Source organism: Granulosicoccus antarcticus IMCC3135 (assembly GCF_002215215.1).
Taxonomy (GTDB): Bacteria; Pseudomonadota; Gammaproteobacteria; order Granulosicoccales; family Granulosicoccaceae; genus Granulosicoccus; species Granulosicoccus antarcticus.
This window is the reverse complement of record NZ_CP018632.1, coordinates 7,324,025-7,350,924: the sequence shown is the minus strand read 5'-3', so window position 1 is coordinate 7,350,924 and position 26,900 is coordinate 7,324,025. Positions and strand designations below refer to the sequence as shown.

The following is a 26,900-nucleotide window of genomic DNA, read 5'->3' as shown; positions in this document are numbered from 1 at the left end:
AGGGTGTGTCTCAGTCGCAGCGGTGGTTGCCATTTTCTCGAGCACTCGGTCAGGGCATGACAACCTGTTGCAATAATTCGCGAGCTCGCTGTTGGCCGCTACCGACATGGCCGGTTAACCGATGCCCTGCCAGTGCCGGAAAGACATGACGCACATCGTCCGGCAGTACATGTTGTCGTTTCTGGGTGAAGGCGTAAGCGCGACACAGTCGCACCAGGCTCAGGCCTGCTCTGGGACTGAGACCCGTGCCGGTGTTGCGAGTCGCCAGCAGCAGGGCCTGGATATAATCGAATACCGGAGCACCAATGTGAATTGCATCACACTGTTCGCGCCAGGCGTGCAACTGCTGTTTATCGAGCAAGGTGCGCAAAGTAGCAATTTCTGCGCGTTTGTCACCATGCTCCAGCAACGCCCGTTCGGTGGCTGCATCGGGGTAACCGATTTGCATGCCCACCAGAAAACGGTCCAGTTGTGACTCTGGTAACGGGAATGCACCGAGCTGATCTGTCGGGTTCTGGGTGGCGATGACAAAAAAATCCTCATCCAGGGCATATGTAACACCATCAACGGTCACCTGACGCTCTTCCATGGCTTCCAGTAGAGCACTCTGAGCCTTTGGTGGTGCCCGGTTGATCTCGTCTGCCAACAGGATGGCTGTGAAAACCGGGCCGGGTTTGAAGTCGAACCGTTGCTCATGACTGTTGAAGACGGAGACACCGACCACATCGGCGGGCAGTAAATCACTGGTGAATTGAACTCGCGTCCAGTCCAGCCCCAGTGAGGCGCCCAGTGCCTGCGCCAGGGTCGTCTTGCCAACACCAGGCACATCTTCGATCAGCAGGTGACCACGAGCCAGAAGGCAGGCCAGAGCCAGCGTGGTCTGTTCCCGTTTGCCCATCAGGATACGTTCCAGCTGAGCCAGCACTTCGTCCAGTTCGGCTTTGACGGGTCGATCCAGCGAGGTGACGTCGGCTCTGATCTGTCCGATCGAGTTGGCAGTGGCTGTCTGGTTCATATTGCTTGATGCAGTCTGTGAATGGTGCATATCGGCCGATGTGCGCCAAGCCTGTGTTTCAGGGGGGCAATCCTGTCGTACAGTTTGTGTTGTTGAGATGTAATTCTTGAGAAAAGTCCTCGATTGGGACAAATAATCTCGTTATTGGAGTGGTCAACTGCGCGAATTCGAATAAAAATGCCCGTCAGAGGTATAAATATCAATATGTATTGCCGACAGGACATACCAGATGCTGGATTGGGTGAGGCAATTGGTATACTGGTGCTTGCCAACCGGCTTTGTTCGTTTTTTGCGTATATCCAGTGTGAAAAATTTCCTGAAATCAGCTACTCACCAGCATAAAGACCCTCAAGTACGGCTGGGGTTCATCAACGATGTGAATGCAGAGACTCCGGAGGCGCAAAAAACGCTGACGGAATTGGCCAAGAATGACGTTGATCTGGCCGTGCGTGTCGCAGCAATCGGCAAGTTGAACGACTTGGACACGCTTCGAGAGCTACTTGATGCCAACGGCGACGATGCCGGTGCCATCAGCTCTGCAGCAGAATCCAGGCTAATCGAAAGATTCAGCAGCGGCACGGTCACTGATGATGCGGTGCGCGGCCTGCTCGCCAGTCACGGAGCACGGCTCGCTCTGCCAATTGCGGCGCACAGTACCGTCAGCGAACAGCGAGAAATGGCGCTTCAGGCAATAGACGATGAAGCCACGCTGGTGACAGTCGTGCAGCAATCACGTCTCCATGATGCTCGTCTGGCTGCTGCCATGCGCCTGTCGCAGCACGATTCCATGCGCGCAGCACTGACTGCTGTTCGTTCGCGGGACAAGCTGGTTGCCAAACAGCTTCAGCAGAAGCTGGATACAGCGGCTGCCGAAGAGGCGGCTCTGATTGCCAGACGCCACGCGGTCACTACTACGCTCAAACAGGTCGAGAGCCTCAATGAGGGTGTCTGGACACCTCAGGATGGTGGTCGATTGCAGGCTGCACGTGAACGCTGGGCGAGTCTGGATGCTGGTGAACGTAGCTCATACGAGTCTGCTTTTGCGACAGCCATGACCGCCGCCGAGCAACGCTTGGCTGATTACACCAAGGCACAGGAAGCGCCAGTCGCTGCCGATGAGGCGCCTGCTGCCGCTCCGGCGGCAACTGATGAAACTGCTCATGCCAGTGGTGATACGGACAAGGCTGCCGACAAGGACGATGTAGCGGTACCGGCGGAAGAAGTTGTTGCCGAGGTTGTCGTTGAAATTCCCAAGGTTGAAGACCCAGCCCTGCCTCCAGTTCAGAGCGTGCTGGCTCCAGCAACCATCGCCGAGCTTCCAGCCGTTCTGGAAAGTGCACAGACGATGGTGGCTGCTGATGAAAAGCTGTCCGCCTCGACCCATGTCAAGAGCGTATTGGCTCATGGTCAGTCGGTTGCGGTTCTGTTCGATCCGCCTTATGAGGTGAACAAGGCTCGTCCCGGTGCACTGCAAAGCCGGATCAAACGCGTATCGGCGTTGCTGGACATCACGAAGTTACTACCAGGCATCGATTTGTCCGATCACGCCTACGTCAGTGAGTTGCAGGCGCATCTGGATGTGCTGAATGATCGCATGGCCAAGGCTCGACAGGAATCCAGTGACCGAATCAAGGCTACGCATCGGCAGTTTGCAGCACTGTCCGGAATCATCAAGGAAGGCAAGTGGGGTCCGGCGAATAGCATGATGCGCCGACTCCAGAAAAAGCTGGGCGTGATGGAAGCTGAAGAGCGTGTCAGTCTGGACGACAAGCTTGCTCGTGCCGAACAGCAACTGGCTGAAATGGCTGACTGGCAGGATTTTGCGGCACGGCCCAAGCTGGAAGCGTTGTGCGAATCCATGGAAGCACTGATTACCAAAGAGCTTTCCCCTGAAGCATTGGCCAAAGAAGTTCGTGAGCTGCAAAGTGCCTGGAAAGGCATGGGGGTCAGTCGTGCCTCCAACGATTTGTGGACGCGTTTCAAGACGGCTGGCGATTCTGCCTACGAGCCCTGCAAAGAGTGGTTCGACAGTCGGCAGCAGGAACGACAAGAGAAGCTTGATGCCAAGGCATTGCTGTGCGAAGGGCTGGAGGCAACACAAGCTGAGCTTGCAGCCGCAGAACCCGATGCCGAGCCAGACTGGAAAGCTATCGTACGCCAGGTTAACAATGCCAAGCGTGACTGGTCGCGTAACCGAGTTCCTGATAGAAAGCCTGACAAGGCGCTGGAAGCTCGATTTTCTGCTGCACTGAAGCCGTTTGAAAAATCACTGGCGGAGCAGTACGACCAGAACGTCAAGGAAAAGCAGGAGCTGGTCGAGAAAGTAGCTGCGCTGGCAGAAGGTGAAATAACACAGCACACTGCCAATCAGGCCAAGAGTCTGCTCAGTGCCTGGAAGTTGATCGGCATCATGCGCCGCAAGGAAGACCAGGCCCTTTGGGAAGTCTTCAATGGCCATCTGGGTACTATCTTCAAGCATCAGCATCAGGTCGAACGAGAGAAGCAGCGCGCTGGACTTGAGCATGTTTTCCGTGCCAAGGACATCATCAAGCGCCTCAAGCAGCTGGCCAAGGGTGACTCGCTGGATGAAGCCGAGGTACAGGGGCTGACTCTGGAATTCCAGGCGCTGGCTGAGTTTCCGGAACGCGACAAGAAATTTCTGCTGCGCGATTTTCGTCAGGCACTGGACGCCTGTTCACGGGTTCAGGACAACGCGTCTCGTCGACGTGCGCAAGCTGAGGTTGAAGAGCGCTTGCGCCTGCTGGCGTTGTGCGAGCAGTTGGAACGTGCTGTTGAGCAGCCGGATGCTGCTGGTGACACATTGGTTGATGATGTCACTCATGCCTGGGATAGCAGTGATGCGCGTGTGTCTCCGGAAATTGCAGCTCTGCTGGACAAGCGGCGTGATGCAGCTCTGGCGCACTTGAATAACAAGACAACACCAGACTATTCCACCAATGAGACGCTTCGTCGGAATCTGCTGATCAAGATGGAAGTGGCAGCCGGTGTTGAAACGCCTGCTGAGGATAAGGCGCGACGCATGCAATATCAGCTGCAGAACCTTCAGCAGGGTATGCAGTCATCGGGACTGGATGACAGTCGACAGGTGCTTGAACAGCTGGAACGGGAATGGCTGTCTACGGGGCCCGTTGCGAATGCCATTCACGATGCGTTGCAGTCCAGATTTTTGAAGGCGTACCGACGGTAGTGAGGAGGGCGATCAGCCTGGTGAGTCTGGTGGCGACGATCGCACAGCTCGCTCAGGCATGAGCAGGCAGGTTACGCGTGAGGCGCTTGAGCAGGCCATGCGCAATGACGAGTTGGTGCTTTTCTATCAACCGAAGGTCTGTCTGCTCACGGGCGATGTACTGGGTGCCGAGGCACTGGTTCGTTGGACCGACAATAGTAATGTGGTGCTGTCGCCCGATGAGTTTCTGCCGTTGGTTGAAAGTAGTGGTCTGCTGCATGACCTGACTCTGCAACTGCTCGATCAGTTGGTGGCAGCGATTGTGACACTACGCGATACCGCGCCTGCCGCCACTCAGGCGGGGGCGGTTGCCCACTTGCCCGGTGCTCTTGAAAATCGTCGCTCGCTGGCGTTGTCAATAAACGTGGCGCCTGATGATCTGGCATCACGCACTATCAGTAATCAAATTCACGCGCTGTTGCAGGCCGGCACCATCAGCGCTCCGGAGTTGCAGATTGAAATCACCGAAAGTGCGGTGATGGGTAATGTGGATCGAGTTTATGACGATCTGGTGCGCCTCAAGAATATGGGAATCAAGATTCTCATGGACGACTTCGGCACAGGATATTCTTCCATTGATCGACTGAGTCAATTGCCCTTTGATTCATTGAAGCTGGATCAGGGCGTGGTCAAACGCATGGCAACGTCACGCCAGAATCTGGATGTCGTGCGATCGGCAATTTCCATGGCCCGTGAGTTAGGCATGACATCGGTGGCGGAAGGTATCGAGACCGAATCGGTCTATAATTTTCTGATTGCCCATGGTTGTGAAGAGGGGCAGGGGTATTTTCTCGGGCGACCGATGTCGCTTCACGATTTCAAGGGGTTTGTCTGCGCGGAGCATGATTTTGAAGGCTCCCAGATCGGTCGGGTACACCAGGCAAGTCTGAACTTGCTGCGTTTTCGCAAAGCTCTACTTGATGCGGCATTTTGCAGTCGTTTTGGTGGCGGAGTGGCGCTGCAATCGGTTGCTGATCCGGGTATGCAACCCGATGTTGCACTGTCGCGTCTGGGTGTCTGGTACTTCGGTATTGGACAACGACTTGCAGGCTTTGAGGCGTTCCGGGAAATCGAACAACCGTTGCGACTGGTTCATGCGAGTGGACTGGAATTCCTGCAACAGTTGGAACAGGGCAAGTCGACCGGTACACTGGATCAACACCTCGCCGATTTTGATAGTCAAATCGATCGTCTGGTCAGTCTGTTGCACACTCTGGAGCGTGCGATTCTGACCCGTAAAAGTCAGGGCTCGTCTCCGAATCCTCAGTGATTCTTTATGCCGGTAATAGGTACACTGTCAGGTGGGATTAATTTCTGTTCAAACCAAGGCCTCAAGAATGAAACGAATTACTGCGATCATCAAACCATTCAAACTGGATGCAGTTCGTGAAGAACTGGCTGCGGCAGGCGTTGCCGGCATCACCGTTACGGAAGTAAAAGGCTTCGGCCGACAGAAGGGCCACACCGAGCTTTACCGTGGCGCAGAATATGTCATCGACTTCATCCCCAAGATGAAAATCGAAGTTGTCGTTAGTGAAAGTATTCTGGATGCCTGTATCGAAGGCATCATCCGTGCGGCCAATACAGGAAAGATCGGCGACGGCAAGATCTTTGTGGATTCCGTTGAGCGAGTTATTCGTATTCGCACCAGCGAAGAGGGCGAACAGGCTCTATAGAGAGCGGCTAAACGTTTTACCAAGGCCCCCTGCTGCCATCCTTGTTGCTGCGGGGGCTTGATTTGAGCTGGAAATCTGTTCCTGTATGAAGAATACGGGATGCTTGTTTCAAGGGCTCTTAGCTGGCCTTACGTTCCCAGGGTGGATTGGGTGTGAACTTGCCAACCATGAAGTCTGTGAAGACGCGAACCTTGTTGCTCAAATGACGACGATGCGGATAGACCAGCTGAATCGTTGAATTATCAACGGTATGCTCTTGCAGCAGTGGTACGACAACACCTTTTTCTATTGACGACTGAACGACATAAGAAGCCAGACGCGCAATACCGATACCGGCTTTTACCGCTTCATGCAGAGCCGAGGCGCTGTTGGTATGAAAATTCCCTTTGACTCGCTGAACACGTACCCCTTCAGCACTGGAGAATTCCCAGTCATTGAAGTGATGAATGGCCGAGTGAGTCAGGCAATTGTGATTGAGCAAGTCTTCTGGCGTTTGCGGAGTACCATGCTTGGCGAGATATTCTGGTGATGCACAAATGATTCGCTTGTTGACGGTGAGACGTCGTGCAACCAGGGACTCGTCGGTCAGGCCGTCACTGAGTACCAGTGCAACGTCCACACCTTCACCAACCAGATCGACTTCACGTTCAGTGAGTTCCAGCTCGACTCGCAGATCTGGATAAGTGGCCATGAATTCTGGCATCATCTTGATCATCTGCAGTCGTGCAAATGCGGAAACGGTAGTGATGCGCAAAGTACCGCTGACTTTGTCATGCAGTGCCATGACGGCATCTTCTGCTTGTTTGATTTCGTCCAGAATCGCGCCGCAACGATCATTGAAGGCGTGTCCCTCAGCCGTCATGCTCAATTTGCGGGTTGTTCGCTGGAATAGTCGTGCGCCCAGACGATCTTCAAGCCGAGTGATCAGTTTGCTGACCGCAGAAGGAGTCAGGTCAAGTTCTCGTGCCGCAGCAGAAAAGCTACCCATATCGGCAGCTTTCGAGAACACCAACATTTCAGTGTATTTATCCATACTTATTTGTGCTTACAATTCACAGTTGCTTGTTTTTATCAGGAATGCAGCATGAAGGTCAAGCAGATACCTGAAACCAATGCCCTAGCATACTAGACACAGGCACAAGAGATGAGCGAAGAACGACTAAACGTGTGGGAAAAGCATGATATTTATCGACGTTTGGAAGTGAATCACCTCTGAATCGGAATTATCGGCGCATTGATGTCAAGTCATTGTCATTTGAATAGTCTCAAGTAACCTAATGTTTGATCGGTTATCTCTGATTGCAAGCAGGTTTGTTCGGATCTGTGTAACGACTCTCAACGCCCGTGGCGTTCTCAGTACGATTGATTCAGGGACTCGATCTGTCCCAGAGCTCGTTTCAGGATTTGCGACAGAGCCTCCAGAGCCAGTCCAGAGTTACTCAGAGCTCGTTCCAGTAGGCCTGTTCAGCTGTATTGAAGGGTGAATTTTCTCTATTTGATCGAAATATGGTCATCGCCAGTTCACAACGATTGTGTTATACAAAGATGAACGGAGGAATGGACAACCACTATAGAACGCGACATGAACAGCAAAGTACTGCGCCTGAACAAGGCCGGTACTCCCATTGCCTGGCTCAGTTGGCAGGAGACAACCACCTTGCTCGTCAAGGATCTGGTTATCTGGAGTATCGGGGACACGATTTATACGGTCAAGGGGGGATATAGCAAGACAGGTAGGCGATCAAGTCTTGATTTGCCCAGCATTATTGCTTGCGATGGAAAGGTGGATAATCATGCCTTTACCCCGGCTCTGAGCAACGGTCTGCTGTTTGCGCGCGACCAGCAAATGTGTATGTATTGCGGTCTTGAATTCCCGGTCAAGGAGCTTTCGAGGGATCATGTCATCCCCACTTCCAAAGGCGGCCAGGATCGGTGGACCAACTGTGTTACAGCCTGCCGGCGTTGTAATAATCGCAAGAGTGATCGGACGCCTGAGCTGGCAAATATGCAATTGCTTGCGGTTCCGTTCGCCCCCAATCGATATGAGTTCTTCTATCTGTCCAATCGTGATGTGCTGGCAGATCAGATGGAATTTTTGAAAGCGCGTTTTTCACCCAATGGCAGTGTGTTCGCCTAGGGGCCTGCGCGGTAGAAATTCTCGCAGGCGATAAGTTTTCTGTCGCGCAGGCTCCTGAATCAGGCTGACAGCCAGCCAAGGGCTCCTGCAGAAATCATGGCTGCTACAGGGGTAATTGCAGGTTGAGCAGGACTCGAATGGCGTAATCGTCGAGCAGTACGGAATTGGGGCTGACCCCTGCTATCTGCACGACATAGATGCCAGAAACTCCGATGGCGGTGCGAAATGAAGTGTCGTTATCCTGAGATGTACGGTACATATGCATGCTCATTCCCGATTGTGAATTGCCTGCACCTGTATCTATGCGCAAGGGTTCCTCATCGGTGTAAGTATCGGCAGTCAGCGTATTTTGATGCAATGTTCGGGCGAACAGACTGGCAGTCGTGGCGGACTCCGCTTGCAATAGCGTCACCTCGACAGGACCTGCATCAGGACTGGCACGGTTATATAGTTGCATGGCAACCATGCTTTCAATGAGACGTGTGAACCCGTCTACGGCAGCCTGTCGTCGTGCGGGATCAGCGCGTAGGTTAACGCCCTTGAGTGGTGAGGTCTCAACGCCAATCCACTGGTCACGCACCCAGGGGTGATCAATGTCCAGGCTGGCTCGAATCAGCCGCTGGTTGAGATGCTCGCGCTTAAGGTCAGGATAGTTGTCAGGCGACAGGATCTGGATCGGGTCAAAGGGTGGGCTGCTCAGCAAGTCATCGATGAGTTTTGAGCCACCAGGGCGTTTAGCCAGAGATGCGATGAAACGTTCACCTTCAACATAGGAGTATTCGAGCACATTGCGGCTGATCGCCTCGACCGGTTGTGTCAGGTGGTTGCTTTGTTCGGCAGGGCTGAACATGAAGTTGTCGAGAGCGTCCAGACCGATGCTGCAATGACTGTATGCACAAATGCGGCGAGTCACCCATTGAGCATGCCCTTCAAAGGTTGCCGATTGTGCGAAAGAGGCGCGAAAATTGAGCGCCCGATTTTCATGTATATGATATCGCTGATCATCAGCTGCGTGCACCAGCTCATGGATCAACAGGGTCAGCAGGGCGGCGGTACGGATTTCCGGGTTCGCGGGCAATGACTGTTCATAATTTGCCAGCATGCTGCGACTGACCATGACGGCTTTCAAGCGCGATGTGAACAGAGCTGCGTAGGTGCCAGATTGGGTTTTCATGACACGGCCGAGAAATTGGTCGGCGAATTCGGAAGTGCCAAACTGCTCGTTCACCAAACGACGGGTCTCATGATTGACTTCCGAATTGATCGGGGTGTCGGCGACCAGCAGTAGTCGGATGTCTCGCAGATCGGCGTTCAGTTCCTGCTCAACCAGTGATCGGGCATGGATATAGAGTGGATGAATGCTTTCGAGCCATGGACGGTCGTCAATGACAATTTTCGGCACTGACTTGAGGTTGTCATGCGCTAACGGGAAGCCCGTTATTCTGGCTCGCTCAGTAGCACCTTGCTGTGTGACTCTCGAATCGATGGAGCTCGGGTCAACAGATTCTGAATCGAATGTAGCCGCTGTGTTCTGCGCTGGTACGCGAGCATCATTGGCAGCAGGAGGGCGGGTCGCTTGACAGCTTGTCAGAAGCAGCAGCGCACAGAGTCCCAGAGCAGCGCGCAGGGCTCTGTCTGGCGTGCGACGAGCCGGCAGGGCAGGTGCACCGTTGACCGATAAAACCGGCAGTTTGTGCGAAAGTGGCAAAGGCAGCAACGGCATGTTGAAAGTCTTTTTCTTTGCAGTGTAACGTCACCGTACCTCAAGAGCCGAATGGAAGTCACAAACCTGTCTAATACAAGCCTTTAGTCGAGCTTTGAGCAGTGTTTGGACAAAGTGGCGTTGGTTTTCTGAAGGCAACTGAAAAGCGGCCCGTAGGCCGCTTGGTAAATCATAAGCTAAGGGATCGTGAAACAATAAACTATACTTTTCAGTCGCCCCTGCATCCTGCCCTTCTGCGTTGTTTGTCGGTTGAATAGCCCGCTATTCGCCCTCCTCACGCCTTGCCGGGCAGGCGCAGGACCAACCGAAAAGTATAGTTAATTATTTCACGACCCCTAACTTGCAGCTACAGTTCAGTCAGGGCTATAAGCTCGAATATAGTCGATCGTGAATCGTGCAGGAAAAGAGGTGCTGCCGTCAGGGTTGCCAGGCCAGGAGCCGCCGACCGCCAGGTTGACCAGCAGGTACATCTCTTCTGAAGCGACGTTGCCGCTGGAGTGTGAGTTGGTGGCGTTGCCATCAACATACCAGGTGATACGCCCTGGCTCCCACTTCATGCCAAAAGTATGGAAATCCTGTGAAAAGTCGGAACCCCAATATTCATAGCTGGGTGTTGAGCGCAAATTCCAGTTTTCAAAATAGTGGTAGGTCTGGTAAACCTTGTTGCTGGTGTCGCCCAGCATTTCCACAACATCGATCTCAGGTCGCTTGTCATTTTCCTGATTGTGCAGTAACCAGAAGGCAGGCCACAGGCCTTTACCCTTGGGCATGCGTGCACGCATTTCCACGTAGCCATAGCGCATCTTGAATTTGCCATAGGTAGTCAGAGTGCCAGAGAGGTAATCCTTGTTGTTCGCCTTGCTGCGCAAATGATCCGGCGTGCGTGTTGCCGTGATGGTCATGTTCTCACCATCAAATTCGAAAGGAGAATGACCGAAGTTGGGATCATTGATGTTGTCAACATAGAACTGTTGTTCGTTGTTGATAGTCCAGTGTGGCCCCCAGCGATAGCGGCTTTGCCATTTTGAGCCGTTCAGGCTGCTCGACTGAAACTCTTCGTTGAAGACCTGGTGGTAGCCGCTCGGGACATGGCCTGAGACACTAGTCTGTTGTGGCGGTGGGGCTGCTGCGGCCACTACGGCTACGGCATTGCTAGAGGAAGAGCTGTCCGTGCGGGCCACGACTTCACTGGATTTGGTGGAGTATTGACTACCGTTGAAAGCGACCACCTGCCAGCGATAGTCGCGGCCTGAGCTCAAGGAAGAGGCGGTGTAATCGGTGCGGCCCTTGATGGTGGAGTAATAGCCACCGTCGCGGTAAATGTTGTAGCCAGTCACAGTGCCAGAAGGTGCTGTCCAATACAGATGAATCTTGTCCGAGCCTTCACCCTGTGCACGTAATCCGGAAGGCGCACCAGGGCTGCCATCGCGTGCCTGAGCTGCAGGTTGGGCTGAGAAGCTACTGTCTGAGCTGCTACTTGAGCCACCGGTGCTGGCGGCCGAACTTGAAGACTGAGAGGAATAGTTTCTGGCACGGTCGAAAGCAACAAGAGAGTATTCGTAGCTGGAGTTCGCGCTAACGCCCTCATCAATATAGTTCGTAGTATTGAATACCGTCTTGTAGTAAGAGCCGTTGCGGTAGATGTTGTAGCCGTCTACACCGACATCATCCCAGGGTTGGCTCCAGTTGATTCGGATGGCACTGGAAGACACAGTGCTGGCCTGAACATTGGTGACCGTGGATGGTCGTTGGTTGTCGGCATGCACATTCGCGCTGCCCAGACCAAGAAGGAGCAAAGCTGTCAACGTAATTCGCATGTGCGCTCTTGTGGTGTCAGATTGATAGGAACAACCGCGCCCACACAAACAGGTGCCGAGCAGTCATCTTCAGAATCGTTTCTCGTCAAGACGTCCCGACGGGCCCGTAAAATTCTCGACTGCTGATGCATGCAACTTCATGCACGAGTCGGTCAAGACGGGGGTCAGATTAGTTATTGAACCTGAAATGAAACTGAATTTTTAGCCAGCCCTGGATTTCCGACTTGTTTCAGACCGGTTTGTCGAATCGCATATACGGCTGAAAACGACTTGTGGCTGGGGTTAAATCGTTGATCTTCTGCGCTTGATTGAACATGTGCAAATGCACAGGCGTTGCCCTCAAGTAGTTCCATTACAGACCCGAAAGGGACTTGTTGCAGAGGCTATCAGGGGCTTGAAAATATCGTTCAGGACGCGTGCCCGATCAGTTGCAGAAACGGGTTGATCATGATGTACAGAATAAAGAGACAGAAAACGATGATTCCGCCCATCTGCAATGGCTGGGTGCGGATACGCTGCAGCAGCGTCGGAGTGTCTCCGCTACGCAGGTTCTCTGCGTATTGCTGACGTTGATTTTCGCCCCGTTTGCTCTGATAGTCGTTGATCAGATTGCGAGCCTTTGGCAGGTCTTCTTCATGGCTGGCCCAGATGCCCGGCATGGCCACACCCCAGTTGCCAGCGGTTGTCTCGTACCATTCAATCTCATGCTCATCGAGCAGCGCACGCACATCGGCGGCTTCATCCTGAGGAACATTACGTAAACGAAAAACAAGTGCGGACATGGTGTCAGAATCTGGTAGCCGGAGCGCTGGTTCGCTCCAAGGGGGTCGCTAAAGTATAAGGGTTGGATCGATCAAGTCCCGGTATTCACTTTGTAGAGTGTCGACAGCATCGTGACGGTGGCGTTTCCTTGCACCATTACAGAAGATGACCAGCTTCTCGATGAACAGCTCGCTTGCCTGCTGTGTCTGGGAAACCGTCAGGGTGTGACTGCGCAGAAGTTTGGCAAGCGCCTGGAGGCGGAACTGGTCCATGGCGGGGTATCGTTGAGAGAGTTGATCTTCGTGGCCGCCGGTTTTCTCCAGAAGCGCCTGGTCGAGGTACAGGACCTCTTCTCTAGAACAGATGCGTAGCCACAGATCATAGTCTTCACAGGCAGGCAGAGATTCGTCGAACAGACCGACCTCATCCAGCAGTGTCCGATGGATCAATACTGCGGAGGGTGAGATACAGCACAGTGGCAGGCAATGGGTGAATATGTCACCACCGTATTTACGGTGCTTGTGGCGCGGATTGACACGCTTGCCATTGCGCAGCCAATGTTCATCACAGTGACAGAGGCGCATCTGCGGGGCCTGCTGCAGGGCGTTTACCTGTTCGGCGAGTTTGTTTTCATACCAGCGATCATCAGAGTCGAGCAGTGCGATCCAGTTGCCGCTGGCGTGTTCGATGGCACGGTTGCGGGCATGAGAGACGCCGTGATTATTCTGGCGTATCAAGGTGATTTCCGGGTGATGTTCGGCTAACCAGTCTGCCGTGCCATCCGTGGAGCCGTCATCCACAACGATCAGTTCATGGGCCGCGTAGCTCTGAGACTGTACAGAATCGATTGCCGTTGGTAGCCGTTCCAGGCGGTCATATGCAGGAATGATGACGGATACGGTGTAGGAGGCAGTTGAACCCATGGACTCTGGTATTGGGGGCAGCAGCGCTGCCGGGAGAGCAGTGTAATGCTCTGCACCGGTATTTGCTGCACCTGCCTCAAGTTCGGGACAAGACAAAGGCGCTGTGAGAGCCTCTGTCAATCAGAGCAAGGGGGGCTTAGCGCTGCACCTCGTCTGCCAGAATGGCCAGCAGATCACCCGGTCGGACCATGCCGCCATGGTGCAGGGCCAGCAGGATGCTATTACGGGGCACTGCAACCTCATGGGCTTGGGAGCCGCTGTTCTCCAGCTCCACCAGTCTGAGCAGCACGTCGCCCTGCCAGACTTCCTGTCCCAATCGAGCCTGCGGCTCCAGCATTCCGTGCCTGTCGGCGTAGACATAAAACGAACTATCCGGAACCTCCAGCATCCGCGTCGCCCTCAATTCCACTTCCCGCTTCAAGACACCCATAGAGCTCAGCACGTTCAGACACCCGATTTCAGCCACTTGCAGAGTTCCGACACTGCAGCCAGCCCCGCCGCCCAGCTCGCTCTGAACGTATGCCTTGCCAGCAGCCTCCACCGCCGCTTGCAGGCAACTACCTGCACGGCTAGCTTGAAAACGAACACTGTTAGGGGCTCCGAACGCAATCATTGCCGCCTCACTGGCTTGCTGCCGTTCCTGGCTCCGGTGCAATGAGACACCCATAAAGCGCACGGCAGCCAGAGGACTGAATTGTAGTTTCTGACCTCCGGATCTCAGGTCCAACACCAGATCAGCCGCTCGAATCAACCGTTCGAACAATTCATAGGCCAAACGATCACCCAGAGAGCCCGTTGCCGAGCCTGGAAAACATTGATCCAGATCCTGTGTGCCGTCAGGCAAACAGCGCCGCCCGGTCTTTAATCCCGGACCATTGGCAGCAGGCACAATCAGCAGACACCCATGAACCATCTCGGCTGTCAGTTCCTGCGCCATACGGTGCAAGGTCAATGGTCCTTCGTATTCATCTCCGTGTATGCCAGCGATCAGAACCACAGTCGGCCCTGGCTGCTGGCCCCTGATGGAGCACACGGGAACGCGTAGCTGAGCGGCGCCCGCATGATTGGTGTAAGGCAATATCAGGTGGCCGTGCTGCTTGCCCGGCATGGCCGGGTCAAGAGTCATATGAGTGTCCTGTGCACCGAGCAAGCTTGGAGCGTAGGGTTCATGGGTGTCTGAAAGGTCCAGATCGAGCCCGTTTGTGGGAGAGGGGGTTTGTGGCTGGGTCATGAGGGCGGCTGTTGATTTACCATAGGGAGGAAATCGTATGCGAACGGTTCGATTCGTGAATAATGCAATTGCTGTGCAATTCGCACCATCATTGATAATCTCGGCCCATGACCACCCAACAAATATTGATCAGCGGCATACTGCTCATGACGCTGCTGGCGTTCGTCTGGGGGCGGTGGCGCTACGACCTGGTGGCCATGTTCGCACTGGTCAGCTCGGTGCTAGCCGGAATCGTTGAACCCAATCAGGCGTTCGAAGGTTTTGGCCACCCGGCCGTCATAACGGTCGCCGCCGTACTGATCATCAGCAGCGCACTCAGGAATGCCGGAGTGGTGGATGAAGTGGCCAGCCGTATCAGTCACCTGACAGAAACTCCCCTGTTGCATATTGCAGCATTGACCGCAGTGGTGACGGTGGCCTCAGCCTTCATGAACAATGTCGGCGCGCTGGCGCTGATGCTGCCAATTGCCATGTCGACCGCACAAGAGCGCAAACGCTCTCCGAGCCTTATTCTGATGCCGTTGGCGTTTGGTAGTCTGCTTGGCGGCATGATGACTCTGATTGGTACACCACCCAATATCATTATTGCCAGCATTCGCGCGAAAGAGTCGGGTGAGCCGTTCGGTATGTTCGATTTCATGCCGGTGGGTTTGCCGATTGCGATTGTAGGTTTTGCCTTTGTCACTTTGATCGGTTGGCGATTGATACCCAGAGCCCGATTGGAATTCAAGGAGGACGCCAGTTTGCTGGCGGCCGGAGTCTATCTGACCGAAGCACTGGTGCCCGCCACTTCAAGCCTGGTCGGCAAGACGCTGGGCGAGATCGATGGCCTGGATGAGGATAGCGTTGAGGTTATCGGGGTCGCTGGAAAGCGACGATTTGCCCGTGCGGTGCGTGCGGAATACCAGATAGCCGAGGAAGACATTCTTATCCTGCGAGCCCGCTCGGATGATCTGAAATCGTTTCTGGACAGGCACGGTCTGGAGCTGCGTAGTACGGCGACCCCCACTTTTATTCAGCCAAGCCCTGATAACGAGGTCATGGCCGAAGGGATCGTCAGGAACGATTCGCCCTTGATCGGACGAGGTGTGGAGTTCATACGCCGCCAAACCGGTCGGACCCTGGCTCTTGTTGGTCTGGCCAGGCAAGGACGGCCCGTGACTCAGCGGCTGCGCCAACAGGTTTTTCGCGCTGGCGATGTTTTGCTACTGCACGGCGATAGTGAGTCGGTTGATCAACAGTTCGGAGCGCTGGGCTTGTGGCCCTTGATGCGACGACAGATCAATCTGAATCGAACTCGCAAGATCGCGCTGGCCAGTGGCATTTTCGCACTGGCAATCGTGTTGGGTATCGCAGGTGTTGTGACACTGCCAATCGCCTTCATTCTGGCTGTTGGCGCTTATGTTCTCACCGGCATTCTCTCTACCCGTGAAATATACGATGACATCGACTGGCCTGTTATCGTGCTGCTAGCCGCTATGATTCCGGTTGGCAACGCACTGACAACCTCGGGTACCACGCAGCTGGTGGCAGATAGCCTGATTCAGGCGACGCAGGGTTTATCAATTCCCATGATTCTGACATTGCTGCTGGTCGTGACCATGTTGCTGTCAGATGTGATAAACAATGCAGCTACAGCCCTTGTCATGGCGCCTTTGGGAATAGCCATGGCCCATTCTCTGGGAGTCAGTGTTGACCCTTTTCTGATGGCCGTTGCCGTGGGGGCATCCTGTGCTTTTCTGACGCCGATCGGACATCAGTGCAACACACTGGTCATGGGGCCAGGTGGGTACAAGTTCAGCGATTACTGGCGTATGGGTTTGCCGCTGGAAATACTGATCACGATTATCAGTGTGCCCACCATTCTATGGGCCTGGCCATTGTCGGGATAACAATGGCCAGGGAAGGCAGGCGCCACTAGCTGTCTACTTTTTCGTGCTGAATCATGTCAGCCTGCCACAGACACCAGGGTGTGCTCTGGGTATCCTGCAGGCTGAAAGCAGGATCATACAGGCGAGATATAGGCATCGTCTTCACGACCTTCTACGATCGGTTTCAGGAAGACCTCTACCCGACGATTATGGCTGCGACCTGAGCTTGTAGTATTGGCGTCAATTGGCATGGACTCGCCACGCCCCGAGAAACGCATGCGTGAACGCTCGACACCATTGGCACTGAAATAACGGGTGACTGAGGTAGCACGCTTTTCAGAGAGTGACTGGTTGTAGCTATCTGAACCTGTGCTATCGGTGTGCCCGATGACGTGTACGGCTGTCTTGTCATATTCGCCGATAACCTTGGCCAGGCTTTTCAGGCTGCCGCGAAAATCATCATTGACGCGAGCACTGTTGATGTCGAAAGATGCCTCGCTTCGTACTTCCAGTTTGAGAGTCTCATCATCGATACGGGTGACTTTAATCTGGTTGTTTTGCAACTCTTCCGCCAGGCTCTGCTCCAGTTGGCGTTGTTGTTTATCCATATAGTTGCCAACAGCGGCCCCTGTCAGAGCACCGACCACGGCACCGGCATATCGGCCGTTCTTGTCATTGATCTGATGCCCGATGACACCGCCGGCTACAACGCCGATAGCGGCGCCTGTTTTGGCGCGACGGTTCGGGTCATCAGTAGCGCAACCAGTAACCAGTAGTAGTGTGGCGGTGGCCGCTATCAGTGACACGTTGAGTGCTTTCATGATCATGTTCTCGTTGTTTGCTTCTGATGGGAAATGTCAATTGCTGGCAAGGTGTTGCCAGTTCCTGAATCCATCCCGTGCAGTGTGTGCACTGGCAGTCGCGCGGGCTATCGCACGGATGAATTCATGTATTCGTGAATTGAGCAGATCTCTGCTGTATAAGATGATTGTCGGCATCCGGGGCAGCATTTGGAGGCGAAGCAACACAGGGGTTACGCGAAACATGAGCCAATCTTCACTTCGCGCCTGACTTGTGTGCACTTGCTATCATTCAGCCTGTGATGTGCCTTGGCACGCAACAGATTACTGAAGAGCGATGGAATACATTGAGTGGGCTGATTTTGAACGGGTGCAGCTATGCGCTGGCACTGTCATCGAAGTGGAGGAGTTTCCGGAGGCCAGACGCCCTGCATGGAAGCTGACAATCGATTTTGGTCCGGAAATCGGCACGCGTCGTTCCAGTGCGCAGATCACTGACTTGTATTCCCGGGACATGCTCGTGGGGCGTCAGGTGATGGCCGTAGTGAACTTTCCGAAGAAGCAGATTGGGCCTTTTATGTCTGAATGTCTGGTGACGGGGATGCCACGTGACGACGGAAGCATAGTTCTGGTGGCACCCATGGAGCCCGTTCCAAACGGCACTCGCCTGGTCTGAACCGGTAATTGCTGTTATTGGTCGGGACTTGTCGCAGAATCGAGCCGTGCATTCGATTGGCAAATCACCCGGTGCGGCGTACGTGCACTGATTTTAGCGTTTTCATCAACTGCGAGCACCTGCATGCCGTGGCATTCACGTGCACCGGCCTCTTCCGTCATTGTCGTCACTATCTCCAGGGCGCCACTGTCGCTGATGGTTGAAATCAATGCGGTATCAACAGGGGAGTCGCCAGTGATTCGGCTTGCCAGATTATCAATGGTGGCAAACACGTACCAGGAGGAATTGTTGTCGACGATGATCTCTGTATGATCGCTGCCGTCTGATAGAAAATACTGAAATGCAAGTGCCCCCGGCTCATGATCCAGTGGTGTGCTGGCTGCCGTTTTGACGGAGAGGATCTCGACGGGTTCCAAGGCTGTCTCGCTAGTGGCTACGCGTTCTTTGAGTTGCAGGTCCAGAATGCCTCGCTGCGTGTCTGAAAGCTGATCGATTCCATCTCTGTCAGGCCATTTTGAACAGGTGAAATTCCAGTTGTTTTCGTATTTTCCAACCAATTCATAGGCCTTGGCAGAGCAGAACAGGGAGTCATTGTCTGCATGCCACATGACTTTACTTTCACCTGTGCTTTCGTATTCGACCGTGACTTCGCACAAATGTGTCTTGCCAGGCATGTCGACGCGTAGCTGCCTGACATCTCCATTGAATTCACACTGGAACTCAAGTGCATGCGAAAGTGTTGGTAGGAGCATGAGCAGGGCGAACCCGATTCTTGTGGCCAGCCGACAGGCTTGTCGTCGAGTTCTTGCGAAATGAAGCTGGGTTTCAGAAGTCATGCTTTCTTTTTTCAGAAATCAATGGGTGAGCGACGGGTGTTGCAATAACCGATGACGCAATTTTAAATGATGAGGCAACAGCGACAATCTGACCGGACGGAAAATCAGGTGACCTCAATGTATTGAATCCAGTCAAGTGACAGGTCTGATGTCACTGCTGGGCTCAAGGTGCAGTACATCTCAATATGCGACAGCGTCGATAGCACCAAGTTCACAGAGTAACCGCTGCTTGCTAATGAGATAAGGAATGTTCATGGCAAATATGTTACGTCTATTCCTCATACGTAAAGCAGAAGGATGTGTATCTCCTGTCTCAAAACCTGGTGGGCCAAGGCTACTGTTCATCATCAGCTCAAATGGAGCCTTTCATCTTATCAGTATGGCTATACGGATAGGCCCGTGATGCAAAAGGGCCAAGGCTCTGTGCTGGGTGCGGTAATGTCGAGGCATGGCAGTATACCCAGCCGAGCCAGTTTATTCGAAACAACTGATTGTATTTCAAGATGGTAGTGCTGACTCAAAAGTGCATTACCACTTCTTTACACGCCTCATTCCTACCCGCCGCAGGCATGCCGCCTGTCTGAATTGAATCAGATCATGAAGCCCAGATCCCGGGTTTGAAAATTCCCGATATCAGGTAGCACTTCTGACACGGCTGCCTCATCAAGGCCTACCCAGCGCAGTAAAGTGGATGCATATTGGGATGCCGAGGTTGTCGGCAGAATCCGCCCGCGGTGGACCGAGTCCGGACCATCGAGGGCGAAGCTGGGAAGTTCTCCGTAGATGCTGCCACCCATGACAGCCCCACCCATGGCCATCAGATGGTTGCCCCAGCCATGATCGGTTCCATCGCCGTTTGACAGCAGTGAGCGACCGAAATCCGATGCAGTAAATGTCGTTACATTGGCAGACTTGCCCAGCATATCGATCTTGTTCTGGAAAAAGGCCAAAGCCTCGGTAAGTTCCTTGAACAGCTCGGGCAGTTCAAGGCTCTGGTTATCGTGCACATCAAAGCCGCTCATGCTGACATAGTAGATCTGGCGTTGAAGGCCGAGCTGCTCCTGGGCGGCGATCAACTGGGCTACCATGTTCAGCTTTTGCGCCAAGCTATTATCTTCTGGCTGATCGGTGAACAAGCTGGCGTTGCTTTCCAGAACCTGACCTAATTCACTGGTTATAGAAATTGCCCGTTTTTGCAGGTCAGCGTAGGCTGTGGTGAACACATGATCTCTGGGCAGGTTCAATACCCGTTCGAAGGCCTCCCTGCGTGGGCTCTGCCAGTTATTGTTGCCATCGAGCCCCTGATATTCAAGAACGCCAGATCCTGTCAGTGAGAATGGTCTCTGGCCCGATCCGGATTGCCAGTAGTTGGAGCCTGCAAGTGATATTGATGTCAGGTAGTCACGTTCCTGAAAATCCGATAGATAATCGGCAGCTCTTGCGCCCCAGCCTTCCTGCGCACGGTCGCGACCTTGTAGTTGTTGCCACTGGATGGATTGATCGCTGTGAGAGAACAGCTGGGCGGGCAGGGCGACGGTATTGTTGAGATACTGCTCTTGAGTCGTCGGCTCGATGAGTGTTCCGATATTGGCAATCATTGCCAGATGCCCGTCGTCAAAGAGGGGTTGCAGAGAGGCGGCGTTGGGATGCAGACCAAGAGGACTATTGCCTCCTTGAAGGGAGATAAGCTGGTGTTGTGGAATGGCCAGCTCGCCTCGTGCCTGTGCAAGTTCTGCATGTTCATAGGAGCCTGTAGGCACCATCAGGCTGAACCCGTCACAACCACCTTCCAGGTAGACGCAGACAAGCGCCCGATAGTCACTGCTCTGGCTGGTCGCCGAATCAGCGGCTCGGGCCAGAGTCAGGGCCGGGTTGACACCGAGTGCAAGTCCGGCGCCGGCGATGGTGCGTGTACCCAGGTCAAGAAATCTGCGGCGGGAAAAATTGTTCATGATGGCTCGCGGTTTATATTTGTTATGAGGCGAATGCCGATTGCTTTGTGTTCAGCGGCTGGCGAAGCTGCTGCCAGTCAACGCTGGACGGCTGCTTCTGGCGATGTCGCTATCAGAAAGATAGCCTCGACAACACGCTGTGAAGCCGCTCCGTCGTAACTGCGCTCACTCATCAGATATTCCACTTCCGCGCGTAGTTCGAAGGACATTCGCCCTCCCAGCAACAACAGGTCAAGATGATCCAGCAGGGCATCGATGTCCGGCTCCAGGTCCATCTCACGGGAGATATCGATAATCATCCGTTCGGAGTCTGCATCGTTCTTGAAGTTATGGGACCAGAGGATGCTGGCCAACAGACGACTGGTGATGGTTATGACTGAGGACTCATCGAGTATTTCAAATTCAGGAGATACGAGACCATTGCTGCGGATCTCACCCGGTTGACTGAAGTCGGGTCGAAAGAAATTGAAAACAGACGGAGACCCCAAAGGGGCTTGCCTCAGCTCATGACCTGCCCAGCCATAATTGAAGTTGTAGTGAATGGTCTCGGGTTCAAATGCACGCCATAGCTGAGTCATGCGTATCAGCGGCTCCTTCATCTTTCCAAAGGTGTCAGGCTCTTGCAGGTGTCCCTGTCGCGCTTCTGTGTGCATGAGAATGGCCTTGATGACGCTGCCCAGAGAGCCGCGTTCCCCGATTGCATTCTGATTGAACACCGCGGTGACATCACGGACATAGCCATCGCTGGGATTGCTTGTGACCAGACGTTGAATCAACTGCTTTGATATGAACGGACCTACATTGGGATGATTGAAGATGTTGTCCAGTGCCGCGTTCAGATCAGCCTCGGCACTCTGTCCCGCTGCTAATTCGACTCCGCCCAGCAGAGTCTTGGCATCGGTGTCGTGATACTCGGACCAGGGCTCCATGGGGGACAGGTAGTCCTTGTTTTTAGGCCAGCGGAAGTCTTCTGCGTTTGCGAAATGCCAACCAGTAAATACCCGTGCAAAATTCTCGATGGTTGTCTGATCGTAAGCTGGCAGCGGAACTCCTTCGGCATCGGTTTGTGGAGTGCCGTCCTCATTGAGCAATACCTGGCCGATACTGAAGAGTTGCAGGATCTCTCGTGCATAGTTCTCGTCTGGCTGGATATTCTCGGCAAGATCTGGCTTGCGATTGCCTTTCATGCTGAGGTATTCCCCCATGAGAGGGTTTCGAGTGACCTCACTGAGCAAGTCGCGATAATTGCCAAATGCGTTGCGCAGCAGTATGTCGTAATAATTTGCCAGGCCGAATTGCTCATCACCCAGGCCATCATGAGCGGAGACAACCAGAATCTGGCTTAGTGCAAAAGCGACGCGTTGGCGTAACTGATCATCGGCCTGAATGGCTTGCCGCCACCAGACATTGACGTATTCGTTCCAGCGTTCGCTATCGGCATTGTGCAACCCGTCGCTCAGATAAATGGCGGGCAGCTGCATTTGCTGGTTGATCCAGGATTCGGGGCTTTGACCACTGGCCAGTTGTATATCCTCGATACGAGGGCCAAATGTGCCCTGCTCGAGTAAGCGATAGGCTTCCTGGTCAGACAGGGGCGTGTCCGGGGCTGCGTTGGCAACCTCGGTGGCGGGTAGCGCCGGCGCACTGGCAGGTTCCCGTGTTTGCAAGGCGACGGCTCCATCACCGCCACCTCCACATCCGGTCAGGACGCACAGTAATCCTGCAAGACTTATTGTTCTTTTTATTATCGTCATGCTCGTGATCTACAACCTCTACGAGGCATGTAACGGCAGAACGATATAAATCAGAATTTACTTTTGATGTGCTGTGAAGCGGTTGGCGAAGCTTGCTGCAAGGTGTGAATCAGCCTACGTTTGCTCTTTCGATTTGTTCAAGCATTGAGCTTGAATTATTGTAATCAATGGCAATCGGTTGAGCCTCACTGCGTGAATTGACAAAAACCAGACTGGGGAATCCCTGAGCACCCAGTTGATGTGCTGCATGTCGATGGGTCTCAAGCTCAGCATGAGCTGCAGCACTGTGAAGGTAATCGGCAAATTGTGTGGCGTCGCATCCTATCGATTCTGCCAGTTCTATCAATGTGGCAGTTTCTGACGGGTTTTGAGCATTCAGATAATACGCCTTCTGAATAGCCGTAATCATGGGTACTTCCAGCTCCGGATTTTGCTGGGCGGCAGCCAGTACGGCCCTACATGAAGGCCAGGTTGATCGCTTTGGCTGGTTCTTCGTCCAGAAGTCGAAGTTGAATTCAGTGCCGGGTATGGATGTCTGAATAGCGCGCCATGTCTGCTGCAGCATTTGCCGCGTCGCTTCAGGCATGGGAGCGTCACTATCCGGAGCCAGGCCTCCCAGAATGTTTTTTACGGTAACAGTTGCGGGCAGGCTTTCCAGTAGTTCTTCCAAAGTGGGTTTGAACCCCCAGCACCAGCTGCACATGGGGTCATGTATATGGAAGAGTGTGTTGTTCATTGTAAGGAGTTCCTGCCTGGTACTTTAATTTTTGCGGTTCGATTTGGAAGAGCGTCGTGCAAAAGCCAGCGACTCTTCATCCAGCGCAACCGTTGCCTCTTCCATATCGATCACGTCGGAGTGGTTGATCACAACGGTTGATTCGAGTTCATCATCCGTCTGTTTGTCAGTACGACGCACTCTTAGTTCCTGAGGAGACATCTGGATAGTTGAATCGAGCAAGTCGGCGGAGCCGATAGCCACGGTATCAGCATAGGTCAATTCGCCATCACCCAGAGCATCGGTGTCATCTGCAGCGCTGGAGAATGATCTCATGGCAACCGATCCTGCCTTGCTTGCCGTTGATCTGGAGCGGCTGAGCTGGTTGCCCAGTTCCACAATGTCTCGGTCTTTCTGCTGGATGATGCGCTGCAGACGTTCCTGCGCTTCTGCATGCTGACGATTCAGTTCGATGGCCTCAGCACGGTATTTCTGTGCGCTGCTGTCATTTGCCTTCAATGAATCGCTTTGAAGCCGGTTAGTGGCCTGAATGATTTTGGTTTCATTGGCCATGCCCTGCAATTGCTCTTCCAGATTTTCGATGTCCAGACGCGACATGTCCTCCAGAGCGTTGTAGCGCTTTTCCCAGAACTGCGTTAATGCGTTCATCTGTCTTTTTGCTCTTGATCTGCGCAGCATCCAGCCGACAATCAGGCTCAGCAGACTGACGATAATCAGACAGGCGATGATTTCAGAATACAAGCTGAGCAATGGGGTTATCTGATTCATGTAGATCGAAATCTGTTGCATCAAAATGTAAACTCAATTCGACGATTGGCCGCCCGGCCTTCGGCTGTCGCATTGTCGGCGATAGGCTTGCCTTCACCATACCCCAGCGCGCGCAGGTTATAAACGGAAACACCTTTACCTGTCAGGTAGTCCCGCACGGTGGTGGCGCGCAAGAGGCTGAGCTGAAGGTTGTTCTCAATGTCACCGGTCCAATCCGTGTGTCCTTCTATGGCAACCTTGCTATCCGGAAAGCGGAGAAGGACTGCGGCAATCTGGTCCAGAATGTTCAGGTTTTCTGAAGTGAGTACGTTATCTTTCGCCTCGAATAGTATGCGCAGGCTGGGGAGTTCTGCCAGCGCCTGTGCCAGCGCATCCGACTGACCGGAGATCAGCTCAGGCGGTGCAGCAGGCTCAGGCGGTGCAGCAGGCTCAGGCGGTGCAGCAGGCTCAGGCGGTGCAGCAGGCTCAGGCGGTGCAGCAGGCTCAGGCGGTGCAGCAGGCTCAGGCGGTGCAGCAGGCTCAGGCGGTGCAGCAGGCTCAGGCGGTGCAGCAGGCTCAGGCGGTGCAGCAGGCTCAGGCGGTGAGACGGCTGTAGGGGCGGGAGTGGCCTCTTTGCGGACGCCGATTCGCTCTATCAGTGAGAATTCGCCCAACGAGGCAAGCGCCTCATCAACAATAGCACCTTGAGATTCCAGATTTTCTGCCAGGCCGGACAGCGTAATCTGTCTTTCCTGTACATCAATTTGTGGTTTCTCTAACGATTGCATGGTCGGTAGTACGTGTTGCAGGGAGTCCAGCCATTCGGCTTTCATGACTTCATCATTGAATTCAATGCCATTGCTGACGACGTCCAGCTTGAAGATGCTCATGGTTTCGCGAATGAGCTTGGCGGCGTTGTCATCGGGTGACATTCTGCCTTCCAGGGCGAGAACATCTCCTAAAACCCGTAAAGACAGGGATGGCAATTCAGTCGCCTGCGTTTCTGGTGGAATTGCGCCAGGGTCGGAGATAGTCAGTCTGCCCGCAGGCATTGTGTCTGGTTCGCTCGTCTCATTTTCGGCAGGCAGATCGTTGCGTGCGGTGGCAATGGAGTCCGGTTCGTCACCCAGGTCTTCAGGCGGCAGTGTGGACTCAGGTAGTGTGGCAGCCTTCTCGTCTTCTACTGTCCGGCTTGAGCCGTTGTCCGACACGATGGCGTCGGTTATATCGGTTTCTCCGTTGAGGGTCAGTTGGTCATGAACGGTTCGGACCCCAAGTGTATTACGAGCGGTTGTCAGTAAATCTTCCCTGTTCTGGTCATCGGACACTAGTCCTGTGAGGGTGACTGCGAGTCCTTGTACTACGACGCCAATCGCGGGATTGTCGATCGAACTCTCAACATTGTTTTGTAATTTTTGCTCGAAACGGGGGATTGCGTATAGCGTGCCGCCCCACACGACAATGGCCATACCTGTCAGCCACACCAATATCCAGACGATTGCTGAACCGTTACGTGGTAATTGAGATATCCGAGTGCTCACGTGTTCAAGGCTGATCCTTAAGGGATACTGGCTATAAATCGAATTCTGATTATACAGACTGCAACTTGTCGAACGGGGCTTGATTTCAGTCACTGTCCACAGCTTGCGAGGCAATTCGTGCTGTGATTCTGTAGGATCAGTACTTCAACGGGATTTCAAGAGACTTGCATGGCTGGCAGAGGATTACTGGTGACCCTGGTCGTGTTTGTGTTGCTACTGGTTAATAGCGGCAATGCACAGGCTCAAAGTTACGATGCGCTGGTCGAATGTACCGCGTTATCTGCCGAGATTGATGATATCCATATCTGTATGGATAACTACCTTGATCTCATGGATGACAGTATGTCGCGCATTACCGAGTTTCTGGCCGAATCGTTGTCAGGTGAAGCTCTGGGGGGGCTGGGGAGCTCACAGCAGGCTTTCAAGGATTATCGGCGGCAGAATTGTCTCTGGTATCTGAATTTTTCCTCGCCTCGTCAAGAGGCTGAGCAAATAGCCAAGAATTGCCTGGCTCATATGTCTCAGCAACGATTACAGGAGCTTCAGTCACTGGCCAGGACAGAGGACACCACAGGGCAGGTGCTTCGAGGGTTTTACGTGTACGGCGCCGAACGAAATTCATTTCAGCTCTGCGGTTCTGACGAACGCTACTGGCTAGAGGGTGAAGCGTCGCTGGTCGGGCAGGCTCAGCAGCAGTACCTGAACATAGTAAGTAGTGATCTACAGGTGCTGTACGGGGCTTTTGCCGGTACCGTTGACGCAGAAGCGCAAGCGCCCCAGGGTCATCAGGGTGTCTTTGATCTTGCCGCGATTATCGAGTTGCGAGTGCCTACTGAGTCCGATTGTCGTTTGCCCGGGGAAACTGCTTCAACGGCCTTCACTGCGCCGGCAATCAGTGCACCGACGACTGTCGCCAGCACAGATTCACCAGTGGCACCGGATCCTGATTCGGCTGAGTTTCCAGAAGAACAGTTGACGGCCTACTTCGGAGCCTGGTTGGTGGATTGCACTCAAACGAGCGCTGGCCGTAACTGTGAGCTGAATGTGCGTATGGTCGGACCGCTACAGGCACCAAAGGCGGCGATGACGATAGTGCGCGAGAAAGCTCAGAGAACGTCGCTTGAGGTGACGTTTGACGGTCGTGAAATAGATTCCCCCTCACGCATTCTCTGGCAGGTGGATTCATCGTTGTTTGGCGATATCGTTGGTTCCGAGATTCGGGTCGATCAGAGCGGTACGCGACAATTGGTACCTGCCAGTGGTTATCTTGCCGCGGAAATCTTGCCGAAGTTGGTACGAGGAACTGCCTTTTCTCTGGAAGTTCTGGCCTCTGTAGATGATGATGCCGGAGAGCGTTATACCGGTACTCTCATTGGGTTGACCAAGGCGATGGCCTTTGCTGATGGTTTTATCCGCGACGGTAGTTCGTGAGCTGTCGCATGAGCGTCAACGGTGG

The 26,900-nt window shown here is 53.7% G+C and carries 21 protein-coding genes; 7 read left to right on the top strand and 14 right to left on the bottom strand.

Annotated features, from left to right (window positions below; genetic code table 11):
• Window positions 1-49: 49 nt before the first annotated feature.
• Window positions 50-898 carry an AAA family ATPase gene (locus tag IMCC3135_RS31915; protein ID WP_236994852.1) on the bottom strand — a complete coding sequence of 283 codons (849 nt, stop codon included), beginning with the start codon at window positions 896-898 and terminating at the stop codon, window positions 50-52.
• A gap of 421 nt (window positions 899-1,319) precedes the next feature.
• Here IMCC3135_RS31915 and IMCC3135_RS31910 point away from each other — a divergent pair, with 421 nt between their 5' ends.
• The 3 genes from IMCC3135_RS31910 (at window position 1,320) to IMCC3135_RS31900 (ending at window position 5,938) form a co-directional block, all read left to right on the top strand.
• Window positions 1,320-4,223, top strand: coding sequence for a DUF349 domain-containing protein (locus tag IMCC3135_RS31910; protein ID WP_169727554.1), 2,904 nt, complete (start codon window positions 1,320-1,322; stop codon window positions 4,221-4,223).
• Between the two features lie 58 nt (window positions 4,224-4,281).
• Window positions 4,282-5,532: an EAL domain-containing protein gene (locus IMCC3135_RS31905; protein WP_088921275.1), complete on the top strand. Its 1,251-nt coding sequence runs from the start codon at window positions 4,282-4,284 to the stop codon at window positions 5,530-5,532.
• A 67-nt stretch (window positions 5,533-5,599) separates the two neighbouring features.
• Window positions 5,600-5,938: a P-II family nitrogen regulator gene (locus IMCC3135_RS31900; protein ID WP_088921274.1), complete on the top strand. Its 339-nt coding sequence runs from the start codon at window positions 5,600-5,602 to the stop codon at window positions 5,936-5,938.
• 118 nt (window positions 5,939-6,056) lie between these two features.
• Here the strand turns inward: IMCC3135_RS31900 and IMCC3135_RS31895 are convergent, their stop codons facing one another.
• The gene (locus tag IMCC3135_RS31895) at window positions 6,057-6,971 is read right to left on the bottom strand and encodes a LysR family transcriptional regulator (protein ID WP_088921273.1); all 915 of its coding nucleotides are present in this window, start codon (window positions 6,969-6,971) and stop codon (window positions 6,057-6,059) included.
• Between the two features lie 549 nt (window positions 6,972-7,520).
• Between IMCC3135_RS31895 and IMCC3135_RS31890 the strand changes: the two genes are divergently transcribed.
• A complete protein-coding gene (locus IMCC3135_RS31890) occupies window positions 7,521-8,075 on the top strand; it encodes an HNH endonuclease (RefSeq protein ID WP_088921272.1) in 555 nt (184 codons plus the stop codon).
• Window positions 8,076-8,178: 103 nt separating this feature from the next.
• Here the strand turns inward: IMCC3135_RS31890 and IMCC3135_RS31885 are convergent, their stop codons facing one another.
• From IMCC3135_RS31885 to IMCC3135_RS31860, 5 genes are all read right to left on the bottom strand, one after another.
• Window positions 8,179-9,798: a hypothetical protein gene (locus IMCC3135_RS31885; RefSeq protein ID WP_088921271.1), complete on the bottom strand. Its 1,620-nt coding sequence runs from the start codon at window positions 9,796-9,798 to the stop codon at window positions 8,179-8,181.
• 353 nt (window positions 9,799-10,151) lie between these two features.
• Window positions 10,152-11,615, bottom strand: a complete 1,464-nt coding sequence (locus tag IMCC3135_RS31880; RefSeq protein ID WP_088921270.1) for a family 16 glycosylhydrolase — start codon at window positions 11,613-11,615, stop codon at window positions 10,152-10,154.
• A 407-nt stretch (window positions 11,616-12,022) separates the two neighbouring features.
• Window positions 12,023-12,397: a DUF6164 family protein gene (locus IMCC3135_RS31870; protein WP_088921268.1), complete on the bottom strand. Its 375-nt coding sequence runs from the start codon at window positions 12,395-12,397 to the stop codon at window positions 12,023-12,025.
• 48 nt (window positions 12,398-12,445) lie between these two features.
• The gene (locus tag IMCC3135_RS31865; RefSeq protein ID WP_157736472.1) at window positions 12,446-13,300 is read right to left on the bottom strand and encodes a glycosyltransferase family 2 protein; all 855 of its coding nucleotides are present in this window, start codon (window positions 13,298-13,300) and stop codon (window positions 12,446-12,448) included.
• Between the two features lie 136 nt (window positions 13,301-13,436).
• On the bottom strand, window positions 13,437-14,531 hold the full coding sequence (locus IMCC3135_RS31860; protein ID WP_088921266.1) for a succinylglutamate desuccinylase/aspartoacylase family protein: 1,095 nt from the start codon (window positions 14,529-14,531) through the stop codon (window positions 13,437-13,439).
• A gap of 107 nt (window positions 14,532-14,638) precedes the next feature.
• Between IMCC3135_RS31860 and IMCC3135_RS31855 the strand changes: the two genes are divergently transcribed.
• Complete coding sequence (locus tag IMCC3135_RS31855) at window positions 14,639-16,423, top strand: SLC13 family permease (RefSeq protein WP_088921265.1); 1,785 nt, start codon at window positions 14,639-14,641, stop codon at window positions 16,421-16,423.
• A 113-nt stretch (window positions 16,424-16,536) separates the two neighbouring features.
• Here the strand turns inward: IMCC3135_RS31855 and IMCC3135_RS31850 are convergent, their stop codons facing one another.
• Entirely contained in the window at window positions 16,537-17,223 is a 687-nt protein-coding gene (locus tag IMCC3135_RS31850) for a YiaD family glycine zipper/OmpA-like lipoprotein (RefSeq protein WP_088922191.1), read from the bottom strand.
• Window positions 17,224-17,539: 316 nt separating this feature from the next.
• Here IMCC3135_RS31850 and IMCC3135_RS31845 point away from each other — a divergent pair, with 316 nt between their 5' ends.
• Window positions 17,540-17,878 carry a tRNA-binding protein gene (locus tag IMCC3135_RS31845; RefSeq protein WP_088921264.1) on the top strand — a complete coding sequence of 113 codons (339 nt, stop codon included), beginning with the start codon at window positions 17,540-17,542 and terminating at the stop codon, window positions 17,876-17,878.
• Window positions 17,879-17,892: 14 nt separating this feature from the next.
• Here the strand turns inward: IMCC3135_RS31845 and IMCC3135_RS31840 are convergent, their stop codons facing one another.
• The 6 genes from IMCC3135_RS31840 to IMCC3135_RS31815 form a co-directional block, all read right to left on the bottom strand.
• The gene (locus IMCC3135_RS31840) at window positions 17,893-18,714 is read right to left on the bottom strand and encodes a hypothetical protein (protein WP_088921263.1); all 822 of its coding nucleotides are present in this window, start codon (window positions 18,712-18,714) and stop codon (window positions 17,893-17,895) included.
• Window positions 18,715-19,304: 590 nt separating this feature from the next.
• Entirely contained in the window at window positions 19,305-20,666 is a 1,362-nt protein-coding gene (locus IMCC3135_RS31835; RefSeq protein WP_088921262.1) for a DUF1501 domain-containing protein, read from the bottom strand.
• A 77-nt stretch (window positions 20,667-20,743) separates the two neighbouring features.
• Complete coding sequence (locus tag IMCC3135_RS31830) at window positions 20,744-22,420, bottom strand: DUF1800 domain-containing protein (RefSeq protein WP_088921261.1); 1,677 nt, start codon at window positions 22,418-22,420, stop codon at window positions 20,744-20,746.
• A gap of 109 nt (window positions 22,421-22,529) precedes the next feature.
• Window positions 22,530-23,156 (bottom strand): DsbA family protein, encoded by a 627-nt coding sequence (locus IMCC3135_RS31825; protein ID WP_088921260.1) that lies wholly within the window; start codon window positions 23,154-23,156, stop codon window positions 22,530-22,532.
• Window positions 23,157-23,180: 24 nt separating this feature from the next.
• The gene (locus IMCC3135_RS31820; protein WP_157736471.1) at window positions 23,181-23,924 is read right to left on the bottom strand and encodes a hypothetical protein; all 744 of its coding nucleotides are present in this window, start codon (window positions 23,922-23,924) and stop codon (window positions 23,181-23,183) included.
• Between the two features lie 20 nt (window positions 23,925-23,944).
• A complete protein-coding gene (locus IMCC3135_RS31815; protein WP_157736470.1) occupies window positions 23,945-25,444 on the bottom strand; it encodes an OmpA family protein in 1,500 nt (499 codons plus the stop codon).
• Window positions 25,445-25,612: 168 nt separating this feature from the next.
• Between IMCC3135_RS31815 and IMCC3135_RS31810 the strand changes: the two genes are divergently transcribed.
• Window positions 25,613-26,875, top strand: coding sequence for a lysozyme inhibitor LprI family protein (locus IMCC3135_RS31810; protein ID WP_088921257.1), 1,263 nt, complete (start codon window positions 25,613-25,615; stop codon window positions 26,873-26,875).
• Window positions 26,876-26,900: the final 25 nt, after the last annotated feature.